Annotated in this window: 11 protein-coding genes; 5 read left to right on the top strand and 6 right to left on the bottom strand. The window is 63.3% G+C overall.

Features of this window, described 5'->3' with window-relative positions; all coding sequences use genetic code 11:
- Nucleotides 1–4: 4 nt before the first annotated feature.
- The 3 genes from glgA to ACIPZC_RS06735 all read right to left on the bottom strand — a co-directional run bounded on the left by glgA (nucleotide 5) and on the right by ACIPZC_RS06735 (nucleotide 2,982).
- Nucleotides 5–1,564, bottom strand: a complete 1,560-nt coding sequence (gene glgA / locus ACIPZC_RS06745; RefSeq protein WP_400625746.1) for a glycogen synthase GlgA — start codon at nucleotides 1,562–1,564, stop codon at nucleotides 5–7.
- Between the two features lie 598 nt (nucleotides 1,565–2,162).
- Nucleotides 2,163–2,633, bottom strand: a complete 471-nt coding sequence (locus tag ACIPZC_RS06740) for a DUF4440 domain-containing protein (protein WP_400625744.1) — start codon at nucleotides 2,631–2,633, stop codon at nucleotides 2,163–2,165.
- A 178-nt stretch (nucleotides 2,634–2,811) separates the two neighbouring features.
- Complete coding sequence (locus tag ACIPZC_RS06735) at nucleotides 2,812–2,982, bottom strand: DUF6026 family protein (RefSeq protein WP_241803304.1); 171 nt, start codon at nucleotides 2,980–2,982, stop codon at nucleotides 2,812–2,814.
- 204 nt (nucleotides 2,983–3,186) lie between these two features.
- Here ACIPZC_RS06735 and gnd point away from each other — a divergent pair, with 204 nt between their 5' ends.
- The 4 genes from gnd to ACIPZC_RS06715 all read left to right on the top strand — a co-directional run bounded on the left by gnd (nucleotide 3,187) and on the right by ACIPZC_RS06715 (nucleotide 8,273).
- Complete coding sequence (gnd, locus tag ACIPZC_RS06730; protein ID WP_400625742.1) at nucleotides 3,187–4,170, top strand: phosphogluconate dehydrogenase (NAD(+)-dependent, decarboxylating); 984 nt, start codon at nucleotides 3,187–3,189, stop codon at nucleotides 4,168–4,170.
- Nucleotides 4,167–5,675 (top strand): glucose-6-phosphate dehydrogenase, encoded by a 1,509-nt coding sequence (gene zwf, locus ACIPZC_RS06725; RefSeq protein ID WP_400625740.1) that lies wholly within the window; start codon nucleotides 4,167–4,169, stop codon nucleotides 5,673–5,675. The genes gnd and zwf overlap by 4 nt, the downstream gene beginning before the upstream one ends.
- 45 nt (nucleotides 5,676–5,720) lie before the next feature.
- Nucleotides 5,721–7,517 (top strand): glycoside hydrolase family 15 protein, encoded by a 1,797-nt coding sequence (locus ACIPZC_RS06720; protein WP_400625738.1) that lies wholly within the window; start codon nucleotides 5,721–5,723, stop codon nucleotides 7,515–7,517.
- Between the two features lie 135 nt (nucleotides 7,518–7,652).
- A complete protein-coding gene (locus tag ACIPZC_RS06715; RefSeq protein WP_241803308.1) occupies nucleotides 7,653–8,273 on the top strand; it encodes a TetR/AcrR family transcriptional regulator in 621 nt (206 codons plus the stop codon).
- Nucleotides 8,274–8,384: 111 nt separating this feature from the next.
- On the opposite strand, the gene preA is transcribed toward ACIPZC_RS06715, so the two are convergent.
- From preA to hydA, 3 genes are all read right to left on the bottom strand, one after another.
- A complete protein-coding gene (gene preA, locus ACIPZC_RS06710) occupies nucleotides 8,385–9,659 on the bottom strand; it encodes an NAD-dependent dihydropyrimidine dehydrogenase subunit PreA (protein ID WP_400625736.1) in 1,275 nt (424 codons plus the stop codon).
- Entirely contained in the window at nucleotides 9,660–11,027 is a 1,368-nt protein-coding gene (locus tag ACIPZC_RS06705) for an NAD(P)-dependent oxidoreductase (RefSeq protein ID WP_400625734.1), read from the bottom strand.
- Nucleotides 11,028–11,176: 149 nt separating this feature from the next.
- Nucleotides 11,177–12,616, bottom strand: a complete 1,440-nt coding sequence (gene hydA / locus ACIPZC_RS06700) for a dihydropyrimidinase (protein ID WP_400625732.1) — start codon at nucleotides 12,614–12,616, stop codon at nucleotides 11,177–11,179.
- A 616-nt stretch (nucleotides 12,617–13,232) separates the two neighbouring features.
- Between hydA and ACIPZC_RS06695 the strand changes: the two genes are divergently transcribed.
- Complete coding sequence (locus ACIPZC_RS06695; protein ID WP_241803312.1) at nucleotides 13,233–14,735, top strand: NCS1 family nucleobase:cation symporter-1; 1,503 nt, start codon at nucleotides 13,233–13,235, stop codon at nucleotides 14,733–14,735.
- Nucleotides 14,736–14,737 lie beyond the last annotated feature (2 nt).

Here is a 14,737-nt window from a genome sequence, read left to right as displayed (position 1 = left end):
CCGCTCAGTAGTGGCTCAGCTGTGCCTGTTTCACCAGGTCCTCGTAGAGGCGGGCGTAGGGTTCGACCGCCTGGCACCAGTTGAACGGTTGAGTCATCGACAGGCAGCGCATGGCGTTGAGCAGGTTCTTTTTGTCGAACACATAGAAGGCGCGGCTTAGCGCTTCGCGGTAACTCTCCACGGTCGACTCATCGAACAGGAAACCAGTCACGCCATTTTCGATGGTGTCGGCCAGCCCTCCGGTGTTGCGCGCCACGGGCAATGAGCCGAAACGCTGCGCATACATCTGGCTCAAGCCGCAGGGCTCGTAGCGTGACGGCATCAACAGGAAGTCGCTGCCGGCGAACATGCGCCGCGCATCGGTTTCGTTGAAGCCGATGCGCACACCGATGCGGCCGGGGTGACGCAGGGCCAGTTCACGCATGGCTTGCTCTTCTTCCGGCTCGCCACGGCCGATGATTGCAATCTGCCCGCCCTGTTCGACGATGTAGTCGGCCACGCCCAGGGTCAGGTCCAGGCCTTTCTGGAACACCAGCCGCGAGACCACGGCGAACAGCGGCCCTTCGCTTGGGTCGAGTTCGAACAGGCGGCGGACTTCCTCGGCATTGCGCGCCTTGCCATCCCAGTCGTTGATACTGAAGTTGTGCTGCAGGTGCTTGTCGGTGGCCGAGTCCCAGCTTTCGTCGATGCCATTGGGGATGCCGCCGAGAAGGCCTTGTTGAGCCTTGCTGGCAAGGAATCCGTCCAAGCCGCAGCCGAATTCTGGGGTGGTGATCTCGCGGGCGTAGGTGGCACTGACAGTGGTGATGTGGCTGGAGTAAGCCAGGCCGGCCTTGAGGAAGGACAGCTTGCCGTAGAACTCCATGCCTTCCTGCTGCATGGCATGGTCGGGGATCGCCAGCTCCGGGCTGCAGGCGCGGCTGTACACGCCCTGGTAAGCCAGGTTGTGGATGGTGAACAGGGTCGGGGTGCTCAGGCCGCGCCAGTGCATGTAGGCCGGGGCCAGCCCTGCAGGCCAGTCATGGGCGTGCACCACTTCGGGCGTCCAGTGGATCTTGCCTTCACCGGCGGCGATCTCGGCCGCGGCAAGGCCAAGGCGGGCGAAGCGGATGTGGTTGTCGGGCCAGTCGCGACCATTGTTGGCACCATAGGGTGTGCCGTCGCGCTGGTACAGCTCGGGGCAGATCAGCACGTAGATGACCAGGCCGTCAGCCATGTCCATACGGCCGATCTTGCACGGCGGCAGAGCAGCATGGCCGCCCAGTTCGCCGACGATATGAATGGGGTTGTCGCTTTCGACCACCTGGGTGTAGCCAGGGATCAGCACACGAACATCGTGCAGATGGGCCAATGCTCGCGGCAGTGCCGCCGAAACGTCGCCCAAACCGCCGGTCTTGATCAGGTCGGCAATTTCGGAGGTGACGAACAGGATCTTGCGTTTGTTAGGGTTGTGCTGGCGCTGAGCGCCGGGTGCCTTGACTGTCGTGGCGAAATCCGGGGTGATCGGTTCGCGGTTTTCCGGTTTGAATGACTCTACGTGAGGTTCGACAGCGGCACTGATCATACTTCTCTCCGTCCCTATGGTGTGGCCGGGTGCTGGCACCCGTTTGCTTTATTTCGTGCTGGTTATCTCTGCTTTGTATCCAGGTACTGCATCCTTGCCCCATGGTCGTGCGCGCGCACGTCGCGATCGGCATTCCGGCCGAAGGCGTCTGGTCTGGAAGGAGTGAGCGGCTGCAGCGAAGGGGGTCCCATTGCCTTGGCCTGCTTAAAGTTCCTGACCCGCCGCCTTTTGTAAAAGTTCGACTTTTTTGATGTCGCCTCTTCCTTGAGCAAATCGCGGGCCGAAAGCTGAGTGTAGGAGACCGGAAGTAAAAAGGGTGACCCACTGGTCACTTTCGTTATGACGCGAGATAGACGCAAACGTTGGCGAGTGATACTGCCGTCGAACGACGGCGTGCCAAGGTTGGGCGGGGGTGTTTTCGAGGGGCGCCATTTTGTAGCGCAATGCTCTAAGTGCACCATTATGGTGCGAAAAATGGCCCCTTAGCGAGTGTATCCGTGCGTGGCACTGCCACGATGTCTGCGTGCAGCGGATTTACTCGCGAGGAGGCCATTTTGAATGGATCAAGCCGTGGGTGAGTCCCGGCGGGTGACTTGGCTCATTGAGTGGGTAGCACAGAGGAGTGGTGATGAGTAATCAGCCACTCGCCGTCGATGCGCCGGTAATTGAAGGTGAAGCGTGCCGGTACCGCCTTGCCCGTGCTGGCGAAGCGGAAGGTGTAGAGGCCGGCCAGGGTTGCTTCGCCGCAACCGGCGAACACATGGGTTTCATCCAAGGTGCCGACGGGGCGGTCGGCAAGGAAGCCACGGAAGTAGTTCATGTGGGCCTGCCGAGTCAGCCGTGGGCTGGCCGAGAGTGTCGGTAAAAGCAGGGCCCCGTCCATGTAAAGCGCTGCAACCTGGCCCGGATCGCCACTTTGCAGGCGCGCGTTCCATTGCTCGAACAGCCCTAGTATCTCGTCATGCCGGGCAACATGACCAACATGACATTCGCCTTGGGCATTGGCGAATGCCGGCGCGCCGATGAAGCCCAGCGTAGCGAGCGGCAGCCAGATGGGAAAACCGCGCATACAATCAGTCCTCGTGCATAGCAGGCCCCGGAATGGGGCGCTCGAGGCGCATCATGCGTGCTGCAGCACCCGGCTGGATGTCAGGTGCGGTCAGGGCCGGTGTTAGGAAGTTTCCGTACTTCGGGCGTGCGGGGTGAGGCGGTGGGAGCGCTTTGGCCCCCACTGGAGGGATAGCCGATCAGAGGCCGATGGCCTTGTCGTCGCCGGAGCGGGCCTGCTCCAATTGCATGTGCAAGCGGGCGACCTGCTGGCGAAGCTGGTCGCGTTCGTCCTTCAATTTACGCAGTTCATCACGGCGCACAGATACATAGAGGGTCTGGGTTGGAGTGGCAGGCATCAAGGTACCCATGTAAACACCTCGCGGTTTTGGCTGGTGACAATAAAAGCGTAGTCGCTTCACGCGGCGGGCATTCTGAATTCTTTCACTGCTCATTGGAACTTTTTTGTTTAACGTTGTCTCGCCGTTCGTCGCTGAACCCTCGGGCGGTGTGCTGGACTAATCTGAAACGCTGGACTGTGTTGTCATTCATTTTTTCAAGGGGAGCATCGGCTCATGCAACTGGGAATCGTCGGGCTGGGCCGCATGGGCGGCAATATTGCAAGGCGGCTGATGCGCGCCGGACACCGCACGGTCGTGCACGACCGTAACCGTGAGGCGGTAACCGGGCTGGAAGGCGAGGGCGCCCAAGGTGCCCACGACCTTGGCGCGCTGGTGCAGAAGCTGAAGGCGCCACGCGCGGTATGGGTGATGCTGCCGGCGGGCGAACCGACCGAGCAGACCATTGCACAACTGGCCGAGCTGCTGGAGCCGGGCGATGCGATCATCGACGGCGGCAACACCTTCTACAAGGACGACATGCGCCGCGCCGCCGAGCTGGCCAAGCGTGGGCTGCATTACCTGGACGTCGGCACCTCCGGCGGTGTCTGGGGCCTGGACCGTGGCTACTGCATGATGATCGGCGGTGAGAAGGACGTGTTCGAGCGCCTGGAGCCTCTGTTCAAGGCGCTGGCACCGGGCGTTGGCGACATTCCGCGCACCCAGGGGCGCGAAGGGGAGCACGGCCGCGCCGAACATGGCTACATCCATGCAGGCCCGCCCGGCGCTGGCCACTATGTGAAAATGGTGCACAACGGCATCGAATACGGGTTGATGCAGGCCTACGCTGAAGGCTTTGACCTGCTGCGCAGCAAAGGCGGCGATGAACTGCCGCCAGAACAGCGCTTCGACTTGAACGTCGCCGAAATCGCCGAGGTATGGCGCCGTGGCAGCGTGGTCACCTCCTGGCTGCTGGACCTCACCGCCGACGCCCTGGTGGCCGACCCGCAGCTGACGCAGTTCAGCGGCTCGGTATCGGACAGTGGCGAGGGCCGCTGGACGATCGATGCAGCCGTGGAGCAGGCCGTGCCGGTGCCGGTCCTGTCCAGCGCATTGTTCGCCCGGTTCCGCTCACGCCAGCAGCAAGGCACCTACGGCGACAAGGTCCTCTCGGCCATGCGCCTGGGCTTCGGTGGCCACGTCGAGAAGAAAGGCCAATGACCCGACAGACCATTCCTGCAGCTGGCCCTTGTACCCTGTTCCTGTTCGGTGCCAACGGTGACCTGGTCAAGCGCCTGCTGATGCCGGCGCTTTATAACCTGGGCCGGGACGGCCTGCTCGACCGCAACCTGCGCATCGTGGGTGTGGACCACAACCCAGCCACCGCCGATGAATTTGCCGAGCGGCTGCACGCGTTCATGCGTGAGCGCGCCGACAAAGGCGGCGAGGGCGCGGGCAAGGGCCTGGACGAAAAGCTTTGGGCCCGCCTGGCCAAGCGCCTGGACTACCAGACCGGCGATTTTCTGGACCCTGCCACCTATACCGCGCTGGCCAAGCGCATCGACAAGACCAGCCATGGCAACGCCATCTTCTACCTGGCCACCTCGCCACGCTTTTTCCCCGAGGTTGCCCAGCGCCTGGGTGAGGCCGGCTTGCTTGACGAGTCTGCCGGGGGCTATCGCCGGGTCGTGGTGGAGAAGCCCTTCGGCACCGACCTGGCCAGTGCCGAGGCGCTCAACGCATGCCTGCTCAAGGTGATGAGCGAGCGGCAGATCTACCGCATCGACCATTATCTGGGCAAGGAGACGGTGCAGAACATCCTGGTCAGCCGTTTTTCCAATGGCCTGTTCGAGTCGTTCTGGAACAACCACTACATCGACCATGTGCAGATCACCGCCGCTGAAACGGTGGGGGTCGAGACGCGCGGTGCGTTCTATGACCAGACCGGTGCTTTGCGCGACATGGTCCCCAACCACCTGTTCCAGTTGCTGGCGATGGTTGCCATGGAGCCGCCTGCAGCCTTCGGTGCCGATGCCGTGCGCGGCGAAAAAGCCAAGGTGATCGGCGCTATCCGTCCCTGGTCGGCGAAGATGGCGCTGAAGAACTCCGTGCGCGGCCAGTACACCGCCGGCAAGCAGGGCCGCAAGCGCCTGGCCGGGTATCGCCAGGAAGACCGGGTGGCGGCCGACAGCCAGACCGAGACCTACGTGGCCCTGAAGGTGATGATCGACAACTGGCGGTGGGCTGGCGTGCCGTTCTACCTGCGTACCGGCAAACGGATGAGCGTGCGCGACACCGAAATCGCCATCTGCTTCAAGCCGGCGCCCTATGCGCAGTTTCGAGAGTCGGAGCTGGAGCGGCCCAAGCCCAACTACCTGAAGATCCAGATCCAGCCCAACGAAGGCATGTGGTTCGACCTGCAGGCCAAGCGCCCAGGGCCGGAACTGGTCATGGAGAACGTCGAGCTGGGGTTCGCCTACAAGGACTTCTTCAAGATGACCCCGGCCACGGGGTACGAGACCTTGATCTACGACTGCCTGACCGGTGACCAGACCTTGTTCCAGCGTGCCGACAACATCGAGAACGGCTGGCGCGCGGTGCAGCCATTTCTCGATGCCTGGGCGCAGGACGGCGAGGTGCATGAGTACCCGGCGGGTGAGGATGGACCAGAGGCTGGCAACGAGTTGCTGGCCCGTGACAAGCGCGAGTGGCACCGGTTGGGGTGACACGCGGCCCGCCTGGCGGGCCAGACAGCTCATAGAGGAGATTCAATGCCCGCCCACATCGAAGACTATGCGCTGCTCGGCAACTGCCGCAGCGCCGCCCTGGTCAGCCGTGACGGCTCCATCGACTGGCTGTGCCTGCCGCGCTTCGATGCCCCCGCGGTGTTCGCCGCGCTGCTGGGCAACGAAGAGAACGGTCGCTGGCGCCTGGCGCCCAGCGATCCGGTCGAACGTACCAGCCGGGCATACCAGGAAGACACCCTGGTGCTGGAAACCACCTGGGTCACGGCCAATGGCCGCGCCCGCGTGCTCGAATTCATGCCGCTGGAGGACGTCAACTCGGTGGTACGCATCGTCGAGGGCATCGCCGGCGAGATCAACTTTGAGATGGACCTGGTGCTGCGCTTCGACTACGGACGCAGCGTACCCTGGGTGGAAAAGCTCGACCCGTTGACCCTGAGCGCCGTCGCCGGCCCCGACCGGCTGATCCTGTGCAGCACGGTGCCCTCGCATGCCCGTGACCACCACACGGTCGCGCGCTTTCGGGTGAGCGCCGGCCAGCGCCAGGTGTTCAGCCTGCGCCATCAACCTTCGCACCTGCCGGTGCAACCTGACTGCGACCTCGAGCACGCCCTGGAACATACAGTCAGCCAGTGGCAGGCCTTTGCCGCCCGCTGCCCCGAGGTTGGCGCTTACAGCGCGAGCGTGCGCCGTTCACTGCTTACCCTCAAGGCCATGACCTATTCGCCTACTGGCGGCATCGTCGCAGCCGTCACCACGTCGCTGCCCGAAAGCATTGGCCGTGAACGCAACTGGGACTATCGCTTCTGCTGGCTGCGCGATGCCACCATGACCCTGCTGGCGTTCATGAACCTGGGCTACTTCGACGAAGCGCAGGCTTGGCGTGAGTGGTTGCTGCGTTCGGTGGCCGGCAACCCCGAGCAGATGCAGATCATGTACGGCCTGGCGGGCGAGCGAGACCTGCAGGAATACACCTTGCCGTGGCTGGCCGGGTATGAGCACTCACAGCCGGTGCGGGTGGGCAACGCAGCCGCTCAGCAGCGGCAGCTGGATATCTACGGCGAGGTCGCCGACGCCATGGCCCAGGCGATCAAGGGTGGTTTGCCCCGGCACCCACGCAGTGCGGCGATTTCTCGCCTGATCATGCCTTACCTGGAGCGCATCTGGCGTGAACCGGACGAAGGCATCTGGGAGGTGCGTGGTGGCAGGCAGCACTTCGTGCATTCCAAGGTCATGGCCTGGGTCGCATTCGACCGCGCCGCGGGGATGGCTGAGACCACCGAGGAGGGCAGTGAGCGCGGGCAGTATTACCGGCAGGTGGCCGATGACATCCGCCGTGAGGTGTGTGAGCAGGGGCTCGATGCCAAAGGCCAGCATTTCGTCCAGGCCTATGGCTCCAGCGAGATGGATGCCAGCCTGCTGCAGATCGCCCTGACCGGGTTCCTGCCGGCGCAGGATGAGCGCTTTCTGCGCACGCTCGAACAGATCGAGCAGCGCCTGCTGAAAAACGGTTTGCTGATGCGCTATGACAGTGACCGCTGCAGTGACGGCCTGACGCCGGGGGAAGGGACATTCCTGGTCTGTTCGTTCTGGTTGGCCGATGTGTATGTGCTGTTGGGGCGCCAGAGCGAGGCGCAGGCGCTGTACGAGAAGCTGACCGGGCTGTGCAATGATGTGGGCCTGCTGGCTGAGCAGTACGACCCGGCAGGCGCGCGCATGCTGGGCAATTTCCCCCAGGCATTCAGCCACATCGGCATCATCAACACTGCGCTCAACCTGCACCGGGCGCAGTGCCCGGCAAGGGATCGGGCCCGGTGCGGTTGAAGGCAGTGTACTGGTCTGGGCAAGTTGCTCGTCTTCGGCGAAATGACCGGAGTAGACTAGGGCCAAGAGTAAACGACAAGGAATACGCATGAGCGTTCGTCGCCATGAGCTGGCATTGAGGGCATCGCGAGTCTGATGGCCAACCACAAGATCGAAATTCGCCGTCGCAACATCGATAAAATCCTCGTGGCCGCAGAAAAGGTGTTCGCCGAGAAAGGCTACGGCGCAACGTCCATGGGTGATATCGCCGAACAGGCCGAGCTGCCGCGCTCCAACCTGCATTACTACTTCAGCACCAAGGACGAACTGTTCCGCGCAGTGCTGCAGGACCTGCTGGATGTGTGGAAGCAGGACGCACTGTGTTTCGAAAACTTCGACGACCCACGGGTGGTGTTGACCAGTTACATTCGCGCCAAGATGGGCCATTCTCGCTCACGGCCGCTGGGCTCGAAGATCTGGGCCGAAGAGATGCTGCATGGCGCGCCGCTGCTTGGGGTGAGCCTGGATGACAGCCTTGTGCCCTGGGCCAAGCTGAAGGTCGACAAGATTCGCCGCTGGGTCGAGGAGGGGCGCATCCTGCCGGTGGAGCCTTCGGCACTGCTGTACATGATCTGGGCTTCGACCCAACACTACGCCGACTTCGGTTACCAGGTGGCGGTGCTCAATGGCGGTGAACCGTTGTCGGACCTGGCGTTCGAGAGTGCGATCCAGACGGTGACGCGTGTGATTTTGCGGGGTATCGGGCTGGAGCCTTGATGGCGGCGGCGGCTGTTGAGTTACGGCCGCGCCTACGGTGCATCGCGGTTCATTGCAGAGGCGGCCTTGCGTCGCGAAGGCTAGCAAGGCGGCCCCAGCAATTCACACGGGTCAGCTCGCTTCACGGTAGGGGTTGCGCGGGTCCTGGGTCCAGTTCAGGTACGGCTTGCCGGTGTCCTGCGCGACCATGTCGATGCAGTGTTCCACCGGGCAGGTGATCTGGCACAGGTTGCAGCCCACGCATTCGTCTTCGATCACGCTGTAGGCGTGGGTCCCGTCAGCTTTGAGCGTACTGGCGATGGCCTGGTGCGAAGTGTCCTCGCAAGCGATATGGCAGCGCCCGCAGCCGATGCAGGCATCCTGGTCGATGTGCGCCACCGATTTGTAGTTGATGTCCAGGTACTTCCAGTCGGTGGTGTGCGCCACGGCCTGGCCGCGGAAGGCTTCCAGGCTCTGGTGCCCGTGCTGGTCCATCCAGCGTGCCAAACCGTCCTTCATGTCTTCGACGATACGAAAACCGTGCAGCATCGCCGCCGTGCACACCTGCACCGCGCCACTGCCCAGGGCGATGAACTCGGCCGCATCCCGCCAGTTGCCGATACCGCCGATGCCACAGATCGGTAGCCCGCGGGTTTGCGGGTCGCGGGCGATCTCGGCGACCATGTTCAGGGCGATGGGTTTGACCGCCGAGCCGCAGTAGCCACCGTGGGTGCTCTGGTCCCCAACGATCGGGTGGGCGACCATGCGGTCCAGGTCGACGCTGGTGATGGAGTTGATGGTGTTGATCAGCGACACCGCATCGGCGCCACCGCGATGCGCTGCACGCGCCGACTGGCGGATATCGGTGATGTTGGGCGTGAGCTTGACGATCACCGGCAATGTGCAGTGCGTCTTGCACCAGCGGGTGACCATTTCCACATACTCCGGCACCTGGCCGACCGCCGCGCCCATGCCGCGTTCGGGCATGCCATGCGGGCAGCCGAAGTTCAGTTCGATACCGTCGGCACCGGTGGCTTCCACCAGCGGCAGGATGAACTTCCAGGATTCTTCGACGCACGGCACCATCAGCGAGACGATCAGCGCCCGGTCGGGCCAGTCCTTCTTGACCTGGGTGATTTCGCGCAGGTTGATTTCCAGGGAGCGGTCGGTGATCAGCTCGATGTTGTTGATGCCCTGCACCAGCCGGTTGGCACCGTAATGCGCCGAGTAGCGCGACGACACGTTGACCGCTGCCGGGTCCTCGCCCAGGGTCTTCCAGACCACGCCACCCCAGCCGGCCTCGAAGGCGCGAACCACGTTGTAGGCTTTGTCGGTCGGCGGCGCGGAGGCCAGCCAGAAGGGGTTGGGCGCCTTGATGCCGGCGAATGCGATAGACAAGTCGGCCATTTATGCAGCCTCCACATTGAGCATGAGTTGGGCATGGATGGCTTCGGCGGCCAGCTTGCCGTGTTGCACGGCCTGGACGGTGAGGTCCTGGCCCAGAGCGGTGCAGTCGCCACCGGCGTAGACGCCCGGCAGGCTGGTGCGCATACCCTCGTCGACGCGGATGCGCTCGCCGTCGCGGGCCAGCTGCGCGGCCAGCGGGTCGTTGAGGCTGTGTTCGTCGAAACCTTGGCCGATGGCTTTGAAGATGGCGTCGGCGGCCAGCTCGAAGGTTTCACCGGTGTCACGCAGGCGGCCCTCGGCCAGTTCGGTGCGGGCGAAGCGCATGCCCCGCACGCGGTTGTCGTCGTCCAGCAGTACGGCGTCGGGGCGGGCCCAGGTGTGCAGGCGCACCTGATTGGCCTTGGCGATGTCCTGCTCGTGGCCGGTGGCGCCCATGTCGGCGTAACCGCGCCGGTAGACCAGGTTGACGTCGCGAGCACCCAGGCGGCTCATTTGCACGGCCATGTCGATGGCGGTGTTGCCTGCGCCGATCACCAGGCAACGCTCTGCCAACGGCAGTTGCGAAAGATCATCCGCCTGGCGCAGCTCACGGATGTAATCGGTGGCCGCGAGCATGCCGGGCGCCTCTTCACCAGGCAGGCCGAGCTGGCGTACGGCGGCGAGACCAAGCCCAAGGAATACCGCATCGTATTGCTCACGCAGCTCTGTCAGGCTCAGGTTGCCGCCCAGGCGTTGGCCGTGGCGCATTTCGATGCCGCCGATGCCGAGCAGGAATTCCACTTCGCGCTGGGCATAATCGTCCACCAGCTTGTAGCGGGCGATGCCGTACTCGTTCAGGCCGCCCGCCTTGTCGCTGGCCTCGAACACCACCACCTCATGGCCATGCATGGCCAGGCGATGTGCACACGACAGCCCGGCGGGGCCTGCGCCGACCACGGCGATGCGCTTGCCGGTGGCTGGCGAACGTTTGAACGGGTGCTCGGTGAAGCCGGCGTTGTCCAAGGCATAACGCTGCAGTTGGCCGATCAGTACCGGTGCACATTCCTGGGCATTGTTGCGCACGCAGGCCTGCTGGCAAAGAATCTCGGTGGGGCACACGCGGGCGCAGCTGCCGCCCAGGATGTTGGCCGACAGGATGCGCTCGGCGGCACCTTGCAGGTTCTCGTCGCTGATGCGGTGGATGAACGAGGGAATGTCGATTTCGCTCGGGCATGCGTTGACACAGGGCGCGTCGTAGCAATACAGGCAGCGGGCGCTTTCCACTGCGGCCTGGCGGGTGGTGAGGGGCGGCGCGAGGTCGCTGAATTGCTCGGCCAGTTGGTCGGCACCGGCGCGGGGGCGCGGCAAGTGGTTCAGGGCGTCGATCACGGTTGTAGCCTCTCTTTTTTATAGGGCTTGGGGTGGGGCGCCATGCGCCCCAATCGCCGGCCAGCCGGCTCCCACAGGTACAGTGAGGTACCTGGGAGCGTGGGGGGGCTGGCTTGCCGGCCAGGGGCTGCGCAGCAGCCCCGACAGTTTCAGCGCTGCACAGGTATCGGGCGCTGCTGCTCGGCGCGGCGGCCCAGCACCTCGTAGACCGAGGGGTACGCCGGGCGCTCCACGTAACGACCCGCGCCAGGTTCGGCGCGCAGGTCGCCATCGGCCCAGACCACGCGGCCCTGGCTGATGGTGTGGCTGGGGATACCGCGCACGGTGCGGCCTTCGAAGATGTTGAAGTCGACACGCTGGTGGTGGGTCTGCGCGGAGAGGGTGCGCGTGCCCTGTGGGTCCCACAGCACCAGGTCGGCATCGGCGCCGACGCGGATGGCGCCCTTGCGCGGGAACAGGTTGAAGATCTTCGCGGTGTTGGTGGAGGTCAGCGCGACGAATTCATGCATCGACAGCCGCCCACTGTTGACGCCCGCGTCCCACAACACCGCCATACGGTCTTCGATGCCGGCCGTGCCGTTGGGGATGCGGCTGAAGTCGTTGCGCCCCATGGCTTTCTGCTCGGCGCAGAAGCAGCAATGGTCGGTGGCGGTGGTGTGCAGGTTGCCTGACTGCAGGCCGCGCCACAGGGCGTCCTGATGCTCGCGCGGGCGGAAGGGCGGGCTCATCACATACCCAGCGGCGGTGGCCCAGTCCGGGTCACGGTAGACGCTGTCGTCGATCAGCAGGTGCCCGGGCAGTACTTCACCGTAGACCGGCTGGCCCTTGGCCCGGGCATAGGTGATTTCGTCCAGCGCTTCACGGCTGGAGATGTGTACCACGTACAACGGCGTACCAATGGTTTCGGCGATGCGGATGGCGCGGCTGGCAGCCTCGCCTTCGACTTGCGAAGGGCGCGACAGCGGGTGCGCCTCGGGGCCGGTCAGCCCTTGGGCAAGGAGCTTTTGCTGCAGGTGGTAGACCAGCTCGCCGTTCTCGGCGTGCACGGTGGGTACCGCGCCCAGTTGCAGGCAACGCTCGAAGCTGGCGACCAGGGTGTCGTCGGCGGCCATGATCGCATTCTTGTAGGCCATGAAGTGCTTGAAGCTGTTCACGCCATGTTGGGTGACCAGCTCGCCCATTTCTTCGGCGACCTGCTCGCTCCACCAGGTGATGGCAACGTGAAAGCCGTAATCGGACGCGCTCTTTTGCGCCCAGCCGCGCCAGGTGTGGAAGGCCTCCAGCAGCGATTGCTGCGGGTTGGGGATGACGAAGTCGATGATCGAGGTGGTGCCGCCGGCCAGCCCTGCGGCAGTCCCGCTGAAGAAGTCCTCGCTGGCCACTGTGCCCATGAAGGGCAACTGCATGTGGGTGTGCGGGTCGATGCCGCCGGGCATCAGGTACCGGCCGCTGCCGTCGAGGATCTCGCAGTCGGTAGGCGCTTGTAGGTCTTTGCCAATGGCGCAGATCTGGCCATCGACACACAGGACATCAGTGGGGTAACTCTCTTCGTGGGTGACCACGGTGGCGCCACGGATCAACAGGGACATGCCGTCTTCCTCGCAGGCTGACCGGTCTTTGCCGGTTCTTCGATTGTTATGCGCCAGTGGCTGGAGGATGAATTTCAATCCTGTCAGACCTGACAAGAATGGAATTTAGATGCTGATTGTGGATTGTTCAAGAAAATATTTAATGGGTTTTTTACTTACATAAGTGACTGATTTTAAAGGATTAATCAAAAAGATCACCAAAATGGTGAGGCCTTTCACCATTTTGACGCACTTGACAACAAGCCAAATTGGTCAAGATTTTCCATGCAAAATCAGCTGCTTGAAACCTGGCTGGGAGGCGCAGGGCGCGCCACTGAAAAACCAGGCTGCACCAGTTTGAAACCTGTTGCAGGGGCCAGGGCCGGTCCCAGGCGCTGAACGTGAAAGGCGATGACATGACCGCGCCGTCGCCTGACGTAGATCAATGCCTTGCAGATCAGTTGATTACCTGCGCTCGGCGGCGGCCGGCCGGGCAGGCGAAAGCCGGCCCGGCACGTATTTTGAGTACGGCCACAACCGCCAGGCCGGACCGCAGGAGCAGTACTGGTGGTGTATGTCCTCCGGCCATCGCGTTAGCCCGATGAGCAGACAATTAGAAAAATCTGGAGAAGGCCCCATGCAACAGAGCAGATCGCAAGTGATCGAGCAGGATGGCCTGTTCGAGCTGTCCGCAGGCAGTGACGTGCTCGACAGCCCGCGCTACAACCACGACATCGCGCCCACAAAGGTGCATCAGCGCACCTGGAACAAATGGCACATCACCGCACTGTGGGTGGGCATGTCCATCTGCGTGCCCACTTACACCCTGGGCGGCGTGCTCACGGCCTACTTTGGCCTCAGCGTGGGCGAGGCGTTGCTGGCGATCCTGCTGGCCAACCTCATCGTGCTGATCCCGCTCACCCTCAACGCCTTCCCCGGCACCCAGTACGGCATTCCCTTTCCTGTGTTGCTGCGTTCATCGTTCGGTATCTTCGGCTCCAACGTACCCTGCCTGATACGCGCGGTGGTTGCCTGTGGCTGGTTCGGCATCCAGACGATGTTCGGCGGCTTGGCCATTCACCTGTTCCTGGGCTCGATCTTCGATGACTGGAAAGCGTTGGGTGGCACCGGTGAAGTGATCGGCTTCATGGTGTTCTGGGCCCTCAACCTGTGGGTGGTGTTGCGCGGTGCAGAATCGATCAAATGGCTCGAAACCCTGTCCGCGCCATTGTTGGTGGCAGTCGGCTTTGGCCTGCTGTTCTGGGCGTTGCCGCACATGTCGATGGCCGAGCTGCTGGCCCAGCCGCCCAAGCGTCCGGAAGGGGCGAGCGTGGTGAGTTATTTCTGTGCCGGGCTTACCGCGATGGTCGGCTTCTGGGCCACGTTGTCGCTGAACATTCCGGATTTCAGCCGCTACGCCAAGAGCCAGAAAGACCAGATTCTCGGGCAGATCTTTGGCCTGCCGTTGACCATGTTCCTGTTCGCCTCCCTGGGCGTGGTGATGACCGCCGCCTCGGCCTCGCTGGTAGGTGAAACGGTCTCCGACCCGGTCAGCCTGATCGGCAAGATCCAGAGCCCGGGCTGGGTGGCACTGGCCATGGCGCTGATCGTGATCGCGACGCTGTCGACCAACACCGCGGCCAACATCGTCTCACCGACCAACGACTTCCAGAACATTGCCCCGCGCCTGATCGGGCGCAGCCGCGCCGTGTGGCTGACAGGCTTCATCGGCCTGGCACTGATGAGCCACGAGTTGCTGAAAAAACTTGGCTGGATCGTTTCCGACATCAGCCTGGAGAGCGTCTATTCCAACTGGCTGCTGGGGTACTCCAGCCTGCTGGGGCCGATTGCCGGGATCATGGTGGTGGACTACTTCCTGATCCGTCGGCAGAAGCTGGATCTGGCCGGCCTGTACCGTGATGACATCTACCCGGCCTGGAACTGGGCAGGCTTCGCCGCCTTTGCATTGCCTGTGGCTCTGACCGTGATGGCCATTGGTAACAGCAGTTTCAGTTGGTTCTACGACTATGGCTGGTTCACCGGGTCGCTGCTTGGCGGGGTGCTGTACTACGCCCTGGGCGGCCTGGCGGTGCGCGGGCCAGTGCAGCCTGTGATCAATGCAGACAACAAAAACGCCTGAGG

The organism is Pseudomonas sp. NPDC089743 (genome assembly GCF_044748785.1).
Lineage (GTDB): Bacteria > Pseudomonadota > Gammaproteobacteria > Pseudomonadales > Pseudomonadaceae > Aquipseudomonas > Aquipseudomonas putida_X.
Note: the sequence above shows the minus strand (reverse complement) of the source record. Positions and strands in the feature narration are given on the sequence as shown.

Coding starts and splice junctions, on each gene's coding strand:
- glgA (WP_400625746.1), bottom strand. CDS start 1,564: ATGATCAGTGCCGCTGTCGAACCTCACGTAGAGTCATTCAAACCGGAA.
- ACIPZC_RS06740 (WP_400625744.1), bottom strand. CDS start 2,633: ATGCGCGGTTTTCCCATCTGGCTGCCGCTCGCTACGCTGGGCTTCATC.
- ACIPZC_RS06735 (WP_241803304.1), bottom strand. CDS start 2,982: ATGGGTACCTTGATGCCTGCCACTCCAACCCAGACCCTCTATGTATCT.
- gnd (WP_400625742.1), top strand. CDS start 3,187: ATGCAACTGGGAATCGTCGGGCTGGGCCGCATGGGCGGCAATATTGCA.
- zwf (WP_400625740.1), top strand. CDS start 4,167: ATGACCCGACAGACCATTCCTGCAGCTGGCCCTTGTACCCTGTTCCTG.
- ACIPZC_RS06720 (WP_400625738.1), top strand. CDS start 5,721: ATGCCCGCCCACATCGAAGACTATGCGCTGCTCGGCAACTGCCGCAGC.
- ACIPZC_RS06715 (WP_241803308.1), top strand. CDS start 7,653: ATGGCCAACCACAAGATCGAAATTCGCCGTCGCAACATCGATAAAATC.
- preA (WP_400625736.1), bottom strand. CDS start 9,659: ATGGCCGACTTGTCTATCGCATTCGCCGGCATCAAGGCGCCCAACCCC.
- hydA (WP_400625732.1), bottom strand. CDS start 12,616: ATGTCCCTGTTGATCCGTGGCGCCACCGTGGTCACCCACGAAGAGAGT.
- ACIPZC_RS06695 (WP_241803312.1), top strand. CDS start 13,233: ATGCAACAGAGCAGATCGCAAGTGATCGAGCAGGATGGCCTGTTCGAG.